This window comes from uncultured Streptococcus sp., assembly GCF_905372115.1.
GTDB lineage: Bacteria > Bacillota > Bacilli > Lactobacillales > Streptococcaceae > Streptococcus.
On the sequence record NZ_CAJPNR010000007.1, the window covers coordinates 1 to 16,751 of the forward strand.

The 16,751-nt window shown below is 46.0% G+C and carries 12 protein-coding genes; all 12 read left to right on the forward strand.

Annotation, left to right across the window (positions count from 1 at the left end):
• The first annotated feature begins 432 nt into the window (after positions 1-432).
• On the forward strand, positions 433-2,181 hold the full coding sequence (locus QZ169_RS03485; protein ID WP_295504938.1) for a glycoside hydrolase family 13 protein: 1,749 nt from the start codon (positions 433-435) through the stop codon (positions 2,179-2,181).
• Positions 2,182-2,344: 163 nt separating this feature from the next.
• Positions 2,345-2,887, forward strand: coding sequence for a ClbS/DfsB family four-helix bundle protein (locus tag QZ169_RS03490; protein WP_295504939.1), 543 nt, complete (start codon positions 2,345-2,347; stop codon positions 2,885-2,887).
• Positions 2,888-2,921: 34 nt separating this feature from the next.
• Positions 2,922-3,767: a DUF4300 family protein gene (locus tag QZ169_RS03495; protein ID WP_295504940.1), complete on the forward strand. Its 846-nt coding sequence runs from the start codon at positions 2,922-2,924 to the stop codon at positions 3,765-3,767.
• 46 nt (positions 3,768-3,813) lie between these two features.
• Complete coding sequence (locus tag QZ169_RS03500) at positions 3,814-4,125, forward strand: hypothetical protein (protein ID WP_295504941.1); 312 nt, start codon at positions 3,814-3,816, stop codon at positions 4,123-4,125.
• 200 nt (positions 4,126-4,325) lie between these two features.
• A complete protein-coding gene (rexB, locus tag QZ169_RS03505) occupies positions 4,326-7,607 on the forward strand; it encodes an ATP-dependent nuclease subunit B (RefSeq protein WP_295504942.1) in 3,282 nt (1,093 codons plus the stop codon).
• On the forward strand, positions 7,604-11,278 hold the full coding sequence (gene addA, locus QZ169_RS03510) for a helicase-exonuclease AddAB subunit AddA (protein WP_295504943.1): 3,675 nt from the start codon (positions 7,604-7,606) through the stop codon (positions 11,276-11,278). The genes rexB and addA overlap by 4 nt, the downstream gene beginning before the upstream one ends.
• A gap of 33 nt (positions 11,279-11,311) precedes the next feature.
• Entirely contained in the window at positions 11,312-11,617 is a 306-nt protein-coding gene (locus QZ169_RS03515) for a DUF4298 domain-containing protein (RefSeq protein ID WP_295504944.1), read from the forward strand.
• Positions 11,618-12,091: 474 nt separating this feature from the next.
• Positions 12,092-13,150 carry a histidinol-phosphate transaminase gene (gene hisC, locus QZ169_RS03520; RefSeq protein ID WP_295504945.1) on the forward strand — a complete coding sequence of 353 codons (1,059 nt, stop codon included), beginning with the start codon at positions 12,092-12,094 and terminating at the stop codon, positions 13,148-13,150.
• A gap of 55 nt (positions 13,151-13,205) precedes the next feature.
• Positions 13,206-14,195, forward strand: coding sequence for an ATP phosphoribosyltransferase regulatory subunit (locus QZ169_RS03525; RefSeq protein WP_295504946.1), 990 nt, complete (start codon positions 13,206-13,208; stop codon positions 14,193-14,195).
• Positions 14,192-14,836, forward strand: coding sequence for an ATP phosphoribosyltransferase (gene hisG, locus QZ169_RS03530; RefSeq protein WP_008809347.1), 645 nt, complete (start codon positions 14,192-14,194; stop codon positions 14,834-14,836). The genes QZ169_RS03525 and hisG overlap by 4 nt, the downstream gene beginning before the upstream one ends.
• A complete protein-coding gene (gene hisD, locus QZ169_RS03535) occupies positions 14,833-16,125 on the forward strand; it encodes a histidinol dehydrogenase (RefSeq protein ID WP_295504947.1) in 1,293 nt (430 codons plus the stop codon). Before hisG ends, hisD begins: the two co-directional genes overlap by 4 nt.
• An 11-nt stretch (positions 16,126-16,136) precedes the next feature.
• Positions 16,137-16,721, forward strand: a complete 585-nt coding sequence (hisB, locus tag QZ169_RS03540; RefSeq protein ID WP_295504948.1) for an imidazoleglycerol-phosphate dehydratase HisB — start codon at positions 16,137-16,139, stop codon at positions 16,719-16,721.
• Positions 16,722-16,751 lie beyond the last annotated feature (30 nt).

Here is a 16,751-nt window from a genome sequence, read left to right on the forward strand (position 1 = left end):
AAAAATGAAATAGAAAAAACAATCTATCTCCATAGGCATGGTTTTTACGATTATTCAAAAAAATATGGAAATCCTTTTGCTTAATTAAACTATTGATTATACCGTCAATATTATACTTTTGGACACATTAATAACTTGATACTAGCTGATTTTTATACTACACTACACTAAAGATCAATTTAAAGAAACTTTCTGTAGAAATATGAGGTGGAATAAAAGTAGAGCATACGACTATACATAGAATTAAATGAAATCTCAAGATAGAAACTAATATTAAGCCTTGTCCTCAAGGCTTTTTAATATTCTCTGCTATACCTTTTATTCCCAAACTTAAACAATAGCTTGCAATCATTTTTTTAAAATAGTATACTAGAGTCACGTTATGAAAACGTTTGCTTTAAAATTGAAAGAGAAATCTAGGAGTTGAAAAGTATGGAATTAACAGCTATTTATCACAGACCGGAGTCGGAGTATGCCTATCTTTATAAAGAAGGTCAAGTGCATATCAGAATTAGGACTAAGAAAGAGGATATAGAGAAAATCCTTTTGCACTATGGGGATCCCTTTATTTTTCTTGAGGATTCTTATGAAGATACGAAAGAGATGGTCAAGATCATCTCAGATGCTCTATTTGATTATTGGCAAGTAGCAGTATCGGTTGATTTTGCTCGGCTCCAATATTTCTTTGAGCTGAGAGATAAAGAAGGCCAAAGCATCTTGTATGGAGATAAAGGTTTCGTTGTCAATAGTCCAGAAAATCTTGCTTCGGAGGGAAACAGATTTAAATTCCCTTATATTCACGAAATCGATGGCTGCCAGATTCCAGACTGGGTTTCAAAAACGGTCTGGTATCAGATTTTCCCAGAACGATTTGCCAATGGAAATGCTGAACTTTCGCCAGAGGGAGCGTTATCTTGGAATGCTGCTATCAGTCCTAAGACTACGGATTTCTTTGGTGGGGATTTACATGGGATTATTGACCATCTGGATTATTTGCAAGACTTAGGGATTACAGGGCTTTATCTCTGTCCCATCTTTGAATCACCAAGCAATCACAAGTACAATACGACAGATTACTTTGAAATTGATCGACACTTTGGGGACAAGGAGACTTTCCGTCAACTGGTGGACCAAGCTCATCTGCGTGGCATGAAGGTCATGCTGGATGCGGTTTTCAATCATATGGGCGATCAATCTGCTCAATGGCAGGATGTTCTCAAGCATGGTGAAAAGTCAGCTTACAAAGACTGGTTCCACATTCAAAAGTTCCCAGTGACGAATGACAAGCTTATGAATCCCAAAGAACTGCCTTATCATACCTTTGCCTTTGCCAGCTATATGCCTAAGTTAAACACGGCAAATCCTGAGGTGAAAGACTATCTCTTAAGCGTTGCGACCTATTGGGTTGAACATTTTGATATTGATGCTTGGCGGCTGGATGTGGCCAATGAGGTTGATCATCAATTCTGGCGAGATTTTCGTAAGGCTGTTTTGGCCAAAAAGCCTGACCTTTATATTCTTGGAGAAGTTTGGCATACCTCTCAGCCTTGGTTAAATGGAGATGAGTTTCACGCTGCCATGAACTATCCTCTATCCGATAGTATCAAGGGCTACTTTTTGAGCAGGAGCAAGAAGACCAGTCAATTCATAGCTGAGATTAACTGCCAGTCCATGTACTACAGGCAGCAGATTTCTGAGGTCATGTTTAATCTCTTGGATTCGCACGATACAGAGCGCATCTTGACGACAGCTCAAGGAGATATCCAGCTTGTCAAATCCGCACTCGCCTTTCTCTTTTTACAAAGGGGAACTCCTTGTATCTATTATGGGACCGAGCTAGAATTGGGCGGAGCTATGGACCCGGATTGTAGACGGGTCATGCCTTGGGATCGGGTTTCTAGTAGCAATGATATGCTCAATTTTATGAAGAACTTGATTCAGCTTCGCAAAGATGTTGCGGGCATTATTCAGTATGGGAAATTTACCTTAGAAGAAATCAAGCCTAATGTGCTGGCTTTAGAATGGGAACATGATCATCAAGCAATCCGGGCTGTTTTTAATCAGTCCAAAGAGAATTATCTTTTAGACAGAGATTCAGCTGATTTGGTGAGTCATTGCCAAACTGATGACGAGAAACTTGTCATCTTACCAAAGGGATTTGTAGTTTATTCTAGCCTCTAACCGTAGCAGTAATTATCTTTCTTTCCTTCTTTCTGTTATAATATTATCAAATTTCGTTTTCGCGGGATGGAAATTATCCTACTTTAGGGCATCCCTTCTTGATGATTATTATTGTAAGGTGATTGTTTATAAGCTGAGAAACTATGCAAAGGAGTGCAATCTTATGCCTAGACCGAAAACTAAAGAAGATTTGATGCTGGCTGCTAAGGAAAACTATGAGAAGTTACAAACTCTCATTTCCAAATTGTCTGATCAAGACTTAAATACGCCTTTTGATTTTTCTCGGGATGAAAAGAAGAAAGAGGCCCATTGGAGGCGAGATAAAAATCTAAGAGATGTTTTGATTCACCTCTATGAATGGCATCAGCTCTTGTTGAATTGGGTGCATGCCAATCAAAAGGGACAAGAGCAGCCTTTTCTTCCTGCGCCCTATAATTGGAAGACTTATGGAGAGCTGAATCTGGAATTTTGGAAGAAACATCAGAATACTTCTCTTGAAGAGGCAACTGAGATCTTTCATCAGTCCCATCAAGATGTTTTGCAAATGGCAGACACATTTACAAACGAAGAATTATTTTCAAAAAATGTCTATAAATGGGTCGGAGGGACTGTACTAGGTTCCTATTTTGTAAGTGCTACCTCCAGTCATTATGACTGGGCCATGAAAAAGTTGAAGGCTCATCAGAAAAATTGTAAATTAAAGTAATTAATTGAATACGAGTAGTGGAGAAGAAAAAAATATGAAAAAATACAGCAAAATAATCATGTCCTGCGCCTGCCTAGCTTTGGCTTTTGGGCTGGCAGCATGTGCTAGTTCGCAGAAAAATAAAGAAACAAGTCAAACTACATCGACTTATTCAAATCTAAACAGTAAAAAGAGTGTCGAAGAAGTCAAGAGTTTGTTGGCTGCTGAATTGGATAAAGACAGTGTCGATAACTTTGTCAATCTAGTCAATGACTACAATGGACTTGTCGGCTCTACTGGATTAACGGGCGATTTCACTAAATTTACCAAAACCGAATATGACGTCGAAAAAATCAATCCTCTGTGGCAGGCAAAGAAGGGCGATTTTATCGGGACAAATTGTCGGATTAATACTTACACTTTGCTGAAAAATAGCATCGAAATTCCTCAAATAGAAAAAGATGACGAACTCTTGTTCATAGATAATGACTCGATTGACAAGGGCAAGCTCTTTGATGCTAAGGATAAGGAAGATTTTAATATCCTGTTTTCAAGAGTCAAGACTGAAGCGACTCAAGATGTAAAAGTCCACGCTAAGAAGATGGAGGAATACTTCAAGCAGTTCAAGTTTAGTGAAAAAGCAAGGATGCTTTCAGTCATTGTCCACGACAATCTTGACGGTGATTCTCTCTTTGTAGGCCATGTCGGTGTCTTAGTTCCAGATAAAGACGGATATTTATTTATCGAAAAGCTGACCTTTGAAGAGCCTTATCAGGCAATCAAATTTGCGACCAAGGAAGATGTCTACAAATACTTGCAGACCAAATATAAAGACTACACAGGGGAAGGTTTGGCCAAGCCCTTTATCATGGACAATGATAAGTGGGTAGAGGGTAAGTAGTCTGCTTCAGTTAGCATTAAGAAAATAGAACTGGGAGATTTAGTGTATGGAATTAAAAGATTTTACAGAAAAGGAACAGGAGCAGATCAATCAAGGCCTTAGCACTGCAGAAATTTCCGATAAGGAAGCTGCCAAAAAGATTCTGGCACTTGTGCCCCAAGAGTGGATTAAGAGAATTCCTTTCTTCGTGAGAGGGCATGCAACGACCAAGACCGTTGAGCGAGTCGCCAAGCAATATCCTGAACTTTATGCTGTCGCTAAGCAGCAAGGCGAACTTCCTGACAAGGAAAGAGAAGAATTGTGCGTGATAATGACAAGCATTTTTGAAGAAAAGATGAATAAGCATAAGATTAAATGAGCCCTTGCTTTAAAAGAAGTAAGAGCCTTAGGAAGTCACTGGAAGCAGTGGCTTCTTCGTTTTTTATAGACATGATGAGGCTAGTTACTAATGCTATCTTTGGATGCTGAATTGTAATTGGGTTTTGGGACTATTCTCCATGAGAATTATCGGTAAAAATGGTATAATGTTCCTATATTTTCTAGAGGAAAAGGCAGGCTATGAAATTACTTTATACAGATATTCGCCATTCTTTAACCAAGGTGTTGGTGGCTGAGGCTGAGAGCTTGGTGGCGGCCGGTAAGCGAGTCTTTTATATTGCGCCTAATTCGCTTTCTTTTGAGAAGGAGCGGGCGGTTTTGGAGTGCCTGAAGAACAAGGCTTCCTTTGCCATTACGGTAACGCGCTTTGCCCAGATGGCTCGGTATTTTGTCCTCAATGATGTTCGGCAAGGGCATAGTTTGGACGATATTGGTCTGGGAATGCTGATTTATCGAACCTTGACAGAGCTGGATGATGGAGAGCTTAAGGTCTATGGCCGGATTAAGAAGGATCCCCAGTTTATCCAGCAGCTGATGGATCTTTACCATGAATTGCAGACCGCCCAGATGTCCTTTGCGGATTTGGAATTTCTTGAGGAGCCTGAGAAGCGGGAGGATCTGGTCAAGATTTTTACTGCAGTGACTGCTGCTCTGAATAAGGGCGATTTTGATTCGTCTTCTCAGATTACTGCTTTTGCCCAGCATATTTTGGCTGGTGATACGGATGAGGAGTTGAAGAATTTGGCCCTGGTCATTGATGGCTTTACTCGTTTTTCTGCCGAAGAGGAATATCTGGTCGGTCTCCTGAATCGAAAAGGTGTGGAGATTGTCATCGGGACCTATGCCAGCCAAAAAGCCTATCGAGCAGCCTTTCGTGAGGGCAATCTCTATCAGGCCAGCGTGGATTTTTTGAGAAAGCTGGCCGAGGACTATCAGGTCAAGCCTAACTATATCCCTCATGCGGAAGCGGAAGATGCCTTTGGACGGATTTCTAAGATTTTGGAGAGTCGCTATGACTTTTCAGAATCAACGGTTAGTCTTAGTGAGACAGACCGCTCGCAGCTTCAGATTTGGGCTACTATGAACCAGAAAGAAGAGCTGGAGTATGTGGCTAAGTCCATCCGGCAGCGGGTTCATGATGGTGTGCGCTACAAGGATATTCGTCTGCTTTTGGGAGATGTGGAAGCCTACCAGCTTCAGCTCAAGACTATTTTTGACCAGTATCAGATTCCCTACTATCTGGGGCGGAGCGAGTCGATGGCACAGCATCCGCTGGTCCAGTTTGTCGAGTCCTTGGAGCGGCTCAAGCGCTATAATTTCCAACTGGAAGACCTGCTCAATCTCTTAAAGACAGGTCTCTATGGAGCTTTGAATCAGGAGGAACTGGATTATTTTGAGCAATATCTTCGCTTTGCGGATATCAAGGGAGCCGGCAAGCTAGCCAAGGATTTCACGGCCAATAGCCAAGGGAAATTTGACCTAAATCGTCTCAATCATATTCGTCGTCGGGTTATGACTCCACTGCTAGACTTTTTCAAATCTCGCAGCCAGACGGTGCAGGGGCTCTTAGCCAAGTTTACAGAGTTCGTCCAAGCAGCCCATTTGTCGGACGATTTGATGGCTCTGCTGCAGGGAGAAAGTCAGCAGGAGCAGGAGCGCCATGAGGAAGTCTGGAAGGCTTTTAGTCATGTCTTAGAGCAGTTTGCTCAGGTCTTTTCAGATAGCAAGGTCAAACTGGATGATTTTCTAGCCTTGATCCTGTCAGGCATGCTTTTGTCCAACTATCGGACGGTGCCAGCGACAGTAGATGTGGTTAAGGTCCAGTCTTATGACTTGATAGAACCTTTAGCCGCTCCTTACGTCTATGCAATCGGACTGACTCAAGAGCGTTTTCCGAAAATCGCGCAAAACAAGAGTTTGCTTAGTGATGAAGATCGGGCTCGGCTTAATGAAGCGACGGATTCTCAGGCGGAACTCCAGATTGCCAGCTCTGAGAATCTCAAGAAGAATCGCTATACAGCGCTTTCGTTGATTAATTCTTCTACTAAAGAGCTGGTCTTGTCTGCGCCAGCCTTGGTCAATGAAGTAGAGGACAGCATGTCGACCTATCTACTGGAATTGACTGCAGCTCCGCTTTCCTTGCCTATCATTGTCAAAAAGCCTCAGGCTTCCAGTGATGATATTGGCAGCTACCGAGCTCTCTTGTCTCAAATTATCGAGCTCCATCAGGAGGAGATTGACCGAGAGTGGACAGCAGAGGAGCAGACTTTTTGGGCGGTGGCTGTGCGGGTTCTCCGCAAGAAATTGGCAGCAGAAGGCATCAGCATTCCGCAAATCAGCAAGGAACTGAAAACGGAGTCTTTGCAACCTGAAACTCTGCAAGCTCTTTATCCAAAAGATCAGCCCCTCCGACTTTCAGCGTCAGCTCTAAACGAATATTTCCGGCATCAGTATGCTTATTTTCTCAAGTATGTTCTGCGCCTGCAGGAAGAGTGGACCATTCATCCCGATGCTCGCAGTCATGGGATTTTCCTCCATCGGATCTTTGAAAAGGTCCTGCAGGATGATTCGTCAGCTGATTTTGACCGGCGTTTAGCACAAGCTATGGAAGAGACCAGCCGAGAGGCCGAGTTTGAGAGCATCTACAGTGAGTCAGGACAGACCCGTTTTGCGCGCCAACTCTTGCTAGATACGGCGCGAGCGACCGGCCGTGTGCTGGCTCATCCAAGCGGGATTGAGACCATTGGCGAGGAGACTGGCTTTGGCTCAGCTTCTAAGCCTTTCCTGACCTTGGAAAATGGCAGAGCAGTGACCGTGAGCGGTAAGGTGGACCGGATTGACCGTCTGACCAAGACCGAGAGTCTGGGAGTGGTGGACTATAAGTCTGGCGATATTAAGTTCAGCTTTGAAAAGTTTTTTAATGGGCTTAATTCTCAGCTGCCGACCTATCTGGCAGCGATTGAGGACTTAGCAGACTATCAAGAGGATAAGGGAACATTTGGCGCCATGTATTTGCAGATGACAGACCCGATTGTGGCGCTTAAAGATACCAAGACCTTGGCGGATGCAGTCAATCAGTCTATGAAGCCACTCCAGTACAAAGGACTTTTTGTGGCTGATGCTGTCAAGGAGCTTGGTCCGCTCTATGAAAAAAATAAGACCAACTTGCTGAGTCAGGAAGACTTGGACTTGCTGCTGGCCTACAATGCTTATCTCTATAAAAAAGCTGCAGAAGGCATTCTATCAGGTCACTTTGCAGTCAATCCTTATACAGAGAATGGACGAAGCATTGCTCCTTATGTAGAGCAGTTTAAGTCCATTACTGGCTTTGAAGCCAATCTCCACCTAGGACAGGCACGCCAGCTAGAAAAGCTGGATACAAGCAAGTTTGATAGGCGGCCGACTGGTGAGAAGTTGCGCCAGGCCTGGCTAGAAAAGATGAGGGAGGAGATGGAAAAATGAAGAGAATTCCTTTTTTAACTGTAGAAGAGATTGCTCTTAAGCAAGCCCAAGAAGCGGCTTCGGACAAGCCACAGAAAAAGACGGCAGAGCAGATTGAGGCTATCTACTCCTCTGGCCAGAATATTCTGGTCTCCGCTTCGGCCGGCTCAGGTAAGACTTTTGTCATGGTCCAGCGGATAATCGACCAGATTCTTAGAGGTGTTGCTGTCAGCCAGCTCTTTATCTCAACCTTTACCGTCAAAGCGGCAGGCGAGCTAAAAGAGAGGCTGGAGAAGGAACTGGGCCAGGCCTTAAAAGAGGCCGATAGTCCTGAACTCAAGCAACATTTGGCCCAGCAATTAGCTGACCTGCCCAATGCTGACATTGGCACCATGGACGCCTTTACCCAGAAAGTGCTTAGTCGCTATGGTTACCTGCTTGGTTTGGCACCGAATTTTCGAATTCTCCAGTCTGCCAGTGAGCAGCTGGTTCTGCAAAATGAAGTTTTCAGCCAAGTGTTTGACCGTTACTATGACAGCGAGCGTCAGGCTTTGTTTAGCCGTTTGGTTAAGAACTTTACTGGTAAGCGCAAGGATTTATCAGGTTTCCGGGAGCAAGTTTATCGGATTTACAGTTTTCTGCAGTCAACCAGCAGCCCTCAGCGCTGGCTGGAAGAAACCTTCCTCTATGGCTATGAGCACAGCGACTTTGCAGCAGAGAGAGAGAGGATATTCGGTCAAATCAAATCAGCCCTTTGGGAGCTGGAAGCTTTCTTTTCCGCCCATTTGGAGCATGAAGGGAGAGAGTTTGCGGGCGCCAAGTATCAGGAAAATGTCCAAGATGCTCTGACCGTCTTAGCAGGCCTGAATGAATTGTCATCGATAGAGGACACGGCTCAGATTCTCAAGCAGATCGTGGCACTTTCCCAACTGTCCAATGGTCAAGCCTTTACAGCTCGGGTTGGCAAGAATGCAGACGAGCTCAAAAAAGAAATGGCCAAGGACTACAATGAAGCCAGAAAGCCTATGATTGAACGGCTGCGTAGCTTTGACCAGCAGCTTTATCAACTGGACTTTATCGAGCAGCATCAGGATGAATGCCTGCCTCTGGTTGAGCTTCTGCGGGGCTTTGTGGCGGACTTTGCACAGGCTTACTTGGAGCGAAAGAAAGCGGAAAATGCCTTTGAATTTGGTGACATCAGCCATTTTGCTATTGAGATTTTAGAGACATTCCCAGAGGTGCGTCGCTTTTATCAGGAACGCTACCACGAGGTCATGGTGGATGAGTATCAGGATACCAACCACACGCAGGAGCGCATGCTGGACTTGCTTGCCAGAGGGCAAAATCGCTTTATGGTGGGTGATATCAAGCAGTCTATCTACCGTTTCCGTCAAGCTGACCCGCAGATTTTCAGTGATAAGTTTAAGGCCTATCAAGAGGATAGCAGTCAGGGCAAGCTAATCGTCCTTAAGGAAAATTTCCGTAGTCATCTTGAGGTACTGGAAGCGACCAATGATGTTTTCAAACGCCTGATGGATGAAGAAGTTGGGGAAATTGACTACAATGAAACCCACTATTTGGTGGCGGGAAATCCAGCCAAACGTGAGCCTAATCCAGCTAACCGCGCTTCTTTCTTAATCTATGAAGGCTCTAAGGAGAGTCCGGAAGAGGAGGCTGATGAGGGCTTGCCACAGGCAGTATCAGCTGGGGAAGTGGACCTAGTCATCAATGAAATCATTCGCCTGCACAATGAAGAAGGAGTGGCTTTTAAAGATATCACGCTGCTGACGGCATCCAGAACCCGAAATGATTTGATTTTAGCTGCCTTTGAGCAGCACCAGATTCCGCTGGTACCAGATGATGGTTCAGCAAACTATCTGCAGTCGGTTGAGGTCTTAGTCATGCTGGATACCCTTCGGACTATCAATAATCCGCTGAATGACTATGCCTTGACCGCCCTTCTTAAGTCTCCTATGTTTGACTTTGGTGAGGACGAGCTGGCTCGGCTGTCCCTGCAGGCCAGTCAAGAGCGTTCTCAGGAAAATCTCTATGAAAAATTGCTCAATGCCCTTGAAGGTAGAGGTTTGCACCCTGCTTTAGTCACCCAGGAACTGCAGAAAAAATTGCAGCATTTCCATGAAACCCTGCAAAGCTGGCGGACCTATTCCAAGACGCATTCCCTGTATGATTTGATTTGGAAGATTTATCAGGACCGTTTCTACTATGACATGGTGGGAACTCTAGCCAATGGTGCCCAGAGACAGGCCAATCTCTATGCTCTCTCTTTGCGGGCCAATGAGTATGAAAAGTCCAGCTTTAAAGGCTTGTCTCGCTTTATCGGAATGATAGACCGTATCTTGGAAAATCAGCACGATCTAGCCAGTGTGCCAGTGGCGGCGCCTAAGGACGCCGTTCGTCTCATGACCATTCATAAGAGTAAGGGGCTGGAGTTCAAGTATGTCTTCCTGCTCAATATGGACAAGGCCTTCAACCGTCAGGATAGCAGCTCTGCTATTATCCTCAGCCGAACCAAGGGAGTCGGCATCAAGTATGTGGCGGATGTATCGGTGTCTGTGGAAGATCCTTATGCGCCAAATCAGTTGCGCATTTCCATGGATACGCTGCCTTATCAGCAGAATCTAGCGGAGCTGCAGTTGGCCAGTTTGTCTGAGCAAATGCGTTTGCTTTATGTGGCCATGACGCGGGCTGAAACCAAGCTCTATCTGGTCGGCAAGGGCAGTCAAGAGACCTTGGATAAGCGTAAGTGGGGCAAGAGCCAGCAAGGGCGTTTGTCTGCCAGTCTGCGCAGCCAGCTCAGTAATTTCCAAGACTGGCTCTATGCCATTCAGGCTGTTTTTTCTGATGAGAATCTTGCCTACGAGACCCGTTTTGTTACTGATAAGGAGCTAACTGCTGAAGAGATAGGGCGAATTAATGAGCCTGTGCTCTTTCCAGCGGATGATTTGGCGGATAATCGTCAGTCGGATGACATCCGTCGGGCTCTGGATATTTTAGAAAGCGTGGATCGACTGAATAGCCAGTATCGCTCTGCTATTGAATTACCTAGTGTACGAACTCCAAGCCAGATTAAGAAGTTTTATGAGCCAATCATGGATACGGATGGCCTGGATATCATGGATGAGCGAGCAGTTTTTCGGCCTCAGCCCAGCTTTGAGTTGCCTGATTTTGGCAAGAAAGCCAAGGTGACTGGGGCGCAAGTCGGCAGTGCCGTTCATGAGCTCATGCAGCGGATCCCTTTGGATAGCAAACCCAGCATGGCTGTACTTCGTTCTGCCTTGGCTCTGGTTCAGGCTGATGACGCAGTCAAAAAGCAGATTCAGCTGTCTAAGATTGCATCTTTCTTTGAGACTGATTTGGGACGCCTCTTGATTGAGAACAGTGACAGAGTTCGTCGAGAAGCACCATTTGCCATGCTCAAGAGGGATGACGCTAGCGGTCAGAACTTTGTTTTGCGGGGGATTTTGGATGGTTACCTGCTCTTTGAGGACCGGATTATCCTCTTCGACTACAAGACGGATAAATATAAGGATTCATCTGAGTTGATTGCTCGCTACCATGGCCAGCTAGACTTATATGCTCAAGCTCTCAGCCGTTCTTATGGTATTTCTCAAATTGAAAAATATTTGATTTTGCTAGGCGGTGAGCAGCTGCAGGTGGTTCAGGTGAATTGATTATTTTGTCGTGTCCAGAAAGGAAGGAAGCCTGTGGAACAGTTAGAACGCATTCAAAAAATGGAAAAGCACCTGAATAAATATTCTCAGGTATTGGCAAGAGCCCAGGAAGCTTTAGCTGAGTTGGAGCGCTGCCAGTCAGATTATATCCAGTTGAGGGACTACTATACTGGTCAGGAATTTTTTGATGATTTAGAATTCTCGAATGGACCGGATTTCCCAGAAAATACAGCTTGCGGCGTCTTAAGCGAAGATGCTGTCTATGACCTGATGGGAGAGCATTTTGAAACAGCGATTAATCTGTTAGATTTGTCCAGTGCCATGCTGAAAGAGCGTTAATTCATTTAGAAAGAAAAAAATATTTAATTTTTTTCAATTTTCCTCTTGCTTTTTAATAAAAATTCATGTAGAATATTCAACAATAAATTGAAAGCGATGAGAGAAAAAGTCTAAGACAAGAAACAGAGAGTGCCTAATGGTGAGACGGCATGCAATCCTTAGATGACACATTCTTGAGTGCGGATGCGAAATCAGTCAGCAGTCTGAGACTAGTGTCCGACGGCTGATTGCCGTTATCAATCTGGAGTCTCGTACTCCCAGAGGGTCCTCAGGCGACTGAGGTCCGAATAAAGGTGGAACCGCGTGTCAACGTCCTTGCAAAGTTTTTTTGCGAGGGCTTTTTATTATTTTTAAATCATAGGATTCCCCCTATTTTCCTTTACTAAAGCGGTAAATTTCGTCTTTCATTTATTAGAAGTTCTAAAAGATAATCAGAGTCAGATAATGGCTAGTGTGTGAAAGAGAGGTGGCAAGATGGTTAAGCTAAAAGGTCTCAGGCAGATCAATCCCTATGTGGCAGGGCAGCAGCCCAATGAGCCAGACATGATTAAGCTCAATACCAATGAAAATGCTTATGGGCCAAGTCCTAAGGTGGCAGAGGCCCTGCAGAACTTTGACGCCCAGGAGTTGCGCAAGTATTCCAGTTTGGACCAGGCGGAGCTCTGTCAAGCTTTGGCGGCAAACTTGGGTATTTCGCCCGACCAGCTCATTATTGGTAACGGCAGTGACGACATCTTGTCCATGGCTTTCCTGGCTTTTTTTAACAGCGGCGAGTCGGTCTTATTTCCGGACTTGACCTATGGTTTTTACAAGGTCTGGGCCGACCTCTACCATGTGCCTTTTCGAGAAATCCCACTGACAGATGGTTTTGAGGTCCATCCGTCAGATTATTTTGGAGACAATGGCGGCATTATCCTAGCCAATCCCAATGCTCCGACGGGGATTTATCTGCCGCTAGATCAGTTGGAGGAAATTCTGGCGTCCAATCAGGATGTGGTAGTGGTGGTGGATGAGGCCTATATTCACTTTGGCGGTCAATCTGCCCTGCCTCTGCTAGACATCTATCCCAACCTCTTTATCACACGGACCTTTTCCAAGGATGCGGCCTTGGCTGGTCTGCGGGTGGGCTACGGCATCGGGCATCCAGACTTAATAGCTGTCATGAAAGCCGTTAAGGATTCCATCAATCCTTACTCAGTGGATATGTTAGCAGAGAGATTAGCTCTTGCGGCAGTGGAAGACTGGGAGTATTATCTGGAGACCGGTAGAGCCATTCAAGAGACCCGAGATTGGTTTGCTGGAGAATTGGCTGCGCTGGATTTTCAAGTCCTGCCTAGTCAGACCAACTTTGTCCTAGCTAAGCCTACTAGAATCTCTGCAGCAGAGCTTTTTCAGCAACTAGAGGAGCGTCAGATTTATGTGCGGTATTTTCCAAAAGCGGAACGAATCAAAGACTTTTTACGCATCTCTATCGGACGGCGAGAGGAGATGGAGACAGTTCTAGCAGCTATCAAAGAAATTTGCAGCAGCTGAGAGTTTGACTCAAAGCCAGCCGGTGTAAGAATAGAGCAAGAAAGGAAAGCAGCCTATGAATAAAATCACCCTTCCGATTGGCATGCATGACAAGCTTTTCAAGAGGGCGCGTGTGACCTACGAGATTGAGCGGGACATCAGTGATTTTCTGATGGCTCAGGGTTTCAATCGGATTGACACGCCGACTTTGGAGCACTTCGAGGTCTTCAGTGACCATGTGGAGCCCCATCATTATCATCTTTTCGATAAAAAAGGCGAGCTATTGGTGCTGCGGCCTGATGTGACCAGCCAGATTGGTCGGGTTATTGCTTCGACCAGGGTGCATACGCCGACCAAGTTTTCCTATTCGGGCAAGGTCTTTCACTATCAAGAAGAGCTGCGTGGTCTTGCCAACGAGCTCAGTCAAGCTGGTATTGAGATTATCGGCTATCCAGCTCGCGAGGCGGTGCTTGAGGCTATCAAGACAGCCAAGCAGTCGCTGGATTTGGCGCAGGTTAAGTCTTATCAGTTCGAGTTTTCCCATGCAGCAATCCTGCAGAGAATTCTAGAGAGTCTGGCCTTGGATTCGCAGGGGGAGGCCCAGCTGCTAGATTATATTCGCAAGAAAAACAGGACGGGACTCTTTGAATTCACCCAGACCAGACCTAGTGAATTTGATGATTTTTTGCAGGAGCTGCCCTATTTGTTTGGTCCTAGCCAACAGGTTTTAGCTAGGGCTAGAGAGATAGTTGACAATGAGCGGATATTGACGGCTCTAGATGATGTGGAGCAAGTCCTGCAGAGCCTATCAGGCTTGCTGGAGCAGACAATTATGGACTTGGGGCAGGTAGCAGCCATGCCTTACTATACTGGATTGACCTTCAAGGTCTTTGGTGACCGAGTGCCAGATGCTTTTCTATCTGGTGGTCGCTATGACCAGCTTTTCAAGCGCTTCGGGGCAGCAGAGCTGACAGCTATCGGCTGGTCCCTAGACATTGACAGTGTCTATCAGGCCATTCATGATGACCTGCCGGACGAGGGCGGAAAGGAAGGTGATGGCAGATGAGTCAGATTACCATTGCCCTGACCAAGGGGCGGATTGAGGAAGATACGGTCAAGCTCTTGACCCAGGCTGGCTTTGATATGTCCTTCATGGCAGACAAGGGGCGCAGCTTGATTTTTGAAAGTCCAGACAGTCGCTTTCGCTTTCTCTTAGTTAAGGGGCCTGACGTGACGACTTATGTGCGGCATGGAGTCGCTGATTTGGGTATTGTCGGCAAGGATATTCTCTTTGAGCATCCGACCGGCTATCTGGAACTGCTGGATCTGAACTTTGGGCTTTGTAAATTCTCACTGGCCTCGGTGCCCAGCTATGACCCTCATGATCACAAGCGCAAGCGAATTGCGACCAAGTACCCAACAGTGGCGACTGATTATTTTAATCAAAAAGGGGAAGATGTGGAAATCATCTCCATTCAAGGAAGTGTGGAGATTTCACCAGTGCTGGGTCTGGCGGATGCCATTGTCGATATTGTGGAGACAGGGCATACCCTATCAGCTAACGGCCTGTTGGTTTTTGAGGACATATGTCGGGTGTCAGCCCGGCTCATTGCCAATCAGGCTTCCCTGAAAAATAACCCGGATATCATGCCTTTTGTGGCAAAGATTGAATCCCTAGTAGGAAGAAGAGAGGTGGCTTTTAAATGACAATTATCAAACGTTTAAGCGGAAGTAACGAAGAAATTTCACGGATTTTATACGAAGAGCAGCTGCAGCTTAGTCAACAAAACTTAGATGTGGAAGAAGCGGTGGCTGAGATTATTGAAACGGTCAAACAGGACGGTGACCAAGCTTTAAGAGACTATACTATGCTCTTTGATAAGGTTGAGGTGACAGATTTTGAGATTGGGCAGGAGTTGATTGACCAGGCCTTTGAGGAGATTGATCTAGAGGTCTTGACCGCCCTGAAAAATGCCCAAGTTAATATCGAATCCTACCACCGCCAGCAGTTGGAGACTGGTTTTGAGGATAGTCCGAGTGAGGGTATTATCCGTGGTCAGTTGATTCGGCCGATTGAGCGGGTCGGCATCTATGTACCTGGCGGCACCGCAGCCTATCCCTCCTCCGTCCTCATGAATGTTATCCCAGCAAAGATTGCTGGTGTCAAAGAAATCATCATGATTACTCCGCCCCAAGAGCACTTTACTCCAGCGATTTTGGTTGCAGCCAAGCTGGCTGGTGTGGATCGGATTTTCCAAATTGGCGGAGCCCAAGGTGTAGCAGCTCTGGCTTATGGAACTGAGACCATTCCCAAGGTGGATAAGATAACTGGACCGGGTAATATCTTTGTGGCTACGGCCAAGAAGATGGTTTATGGTGTCGTGGGAATTGACATGATTGCTGGGCCTTCGGAGATTGGAGTCATTGCGGATCGTTCAGCTAGTCCTGTCTATGTGGCAGCTGACCTCCTGTCGCAAGCTGAGCACGACAAGCTGGCTCGAGCTATTCTAGTAACCGACTCGGAGGAGTTGGCGGACCAAGTCGAAGCAGAGCTGGATAGACAGCTCAAAGAGCTGCCGCGGGAGGAAATCGCGCGTGCTTCGATTGAGAACAACGGCCGCATCATCCTTGCGCCTTCTAAGGAAGCCATGTTTGAGCTCATGAATCAGGTGGCACCGGAGCATTTGGAAATTGCCATGGATGATGCTTACAGATATCTAGATCAGGTTGAAAATGCCGGCTCTGTCTTTCTGGGGCATTATACCAGTGAGCCAATTGGTGACTACTATGCGGGAGCCAATCACGTTTTGCCGACAACCAGCACCAGCCGTTTTTCATCAGCTCTGGGTGTCTATGACTTCATCAAGCGCATCCAGTACACCCAGTACAGTCGTGCTGCTGTAGGAGCAGCTGACAAGGATATTACCAGTCTGGCCTATGCAGAAGGCCTGCAGGGACATGCCAAGGCCATCGAAGCCCGCAGACAGGAAAAATAGAAGGAGTTGCCATGAGACAAGCTGAAATCAAGCGTAAAACACAGGAGACTGATATTGAGCTGGCTGTCAATCTGGACCAACAGGAGCCGGTAGCCATCGAGACCGGTGTCGGATTCTTTGACCATATGCTGACCCTTTTTGCCCGCCACAGTCGGATTTCTCTGGCGGTCAAGGCTGAAGGCGATCTTTGGGTGGACAGTCATCATACGGTCGAGGATGTAGGAATCGTGCTGGGGCAGGCTCTGCGTCAGGCTTTGGGAGACAAGGCAGGTATCAACCGCTATGGCACTAGCTTTGTGCCTATGGACGAAACGCTAGGCATGGCCAGCCTGGACCTATCCGGCCGCTCCTATCTGGTCTTTGAGGCAGATTTTGACAATCCCAAGCTTGGGAATTTTGACACCGAGTTGGTGGAGGAATTTTTCCAAGCCTTAGCTTTTAATCTGCAGATGAATCTGCACCTGAAAATCCTTCATGGCAAGAACAGCCACCACAAGGCGGAAAGTCTCTTTAAAGCGACTGGACGAGCTCTGCGGGAGGCTATTACGATCAATCCAGAGATTCATGGAGTCAACTCCACCAAGGGCTTGCTCTAGCTTGTCCTTCTGAGTGAAAGGAGTTGATGT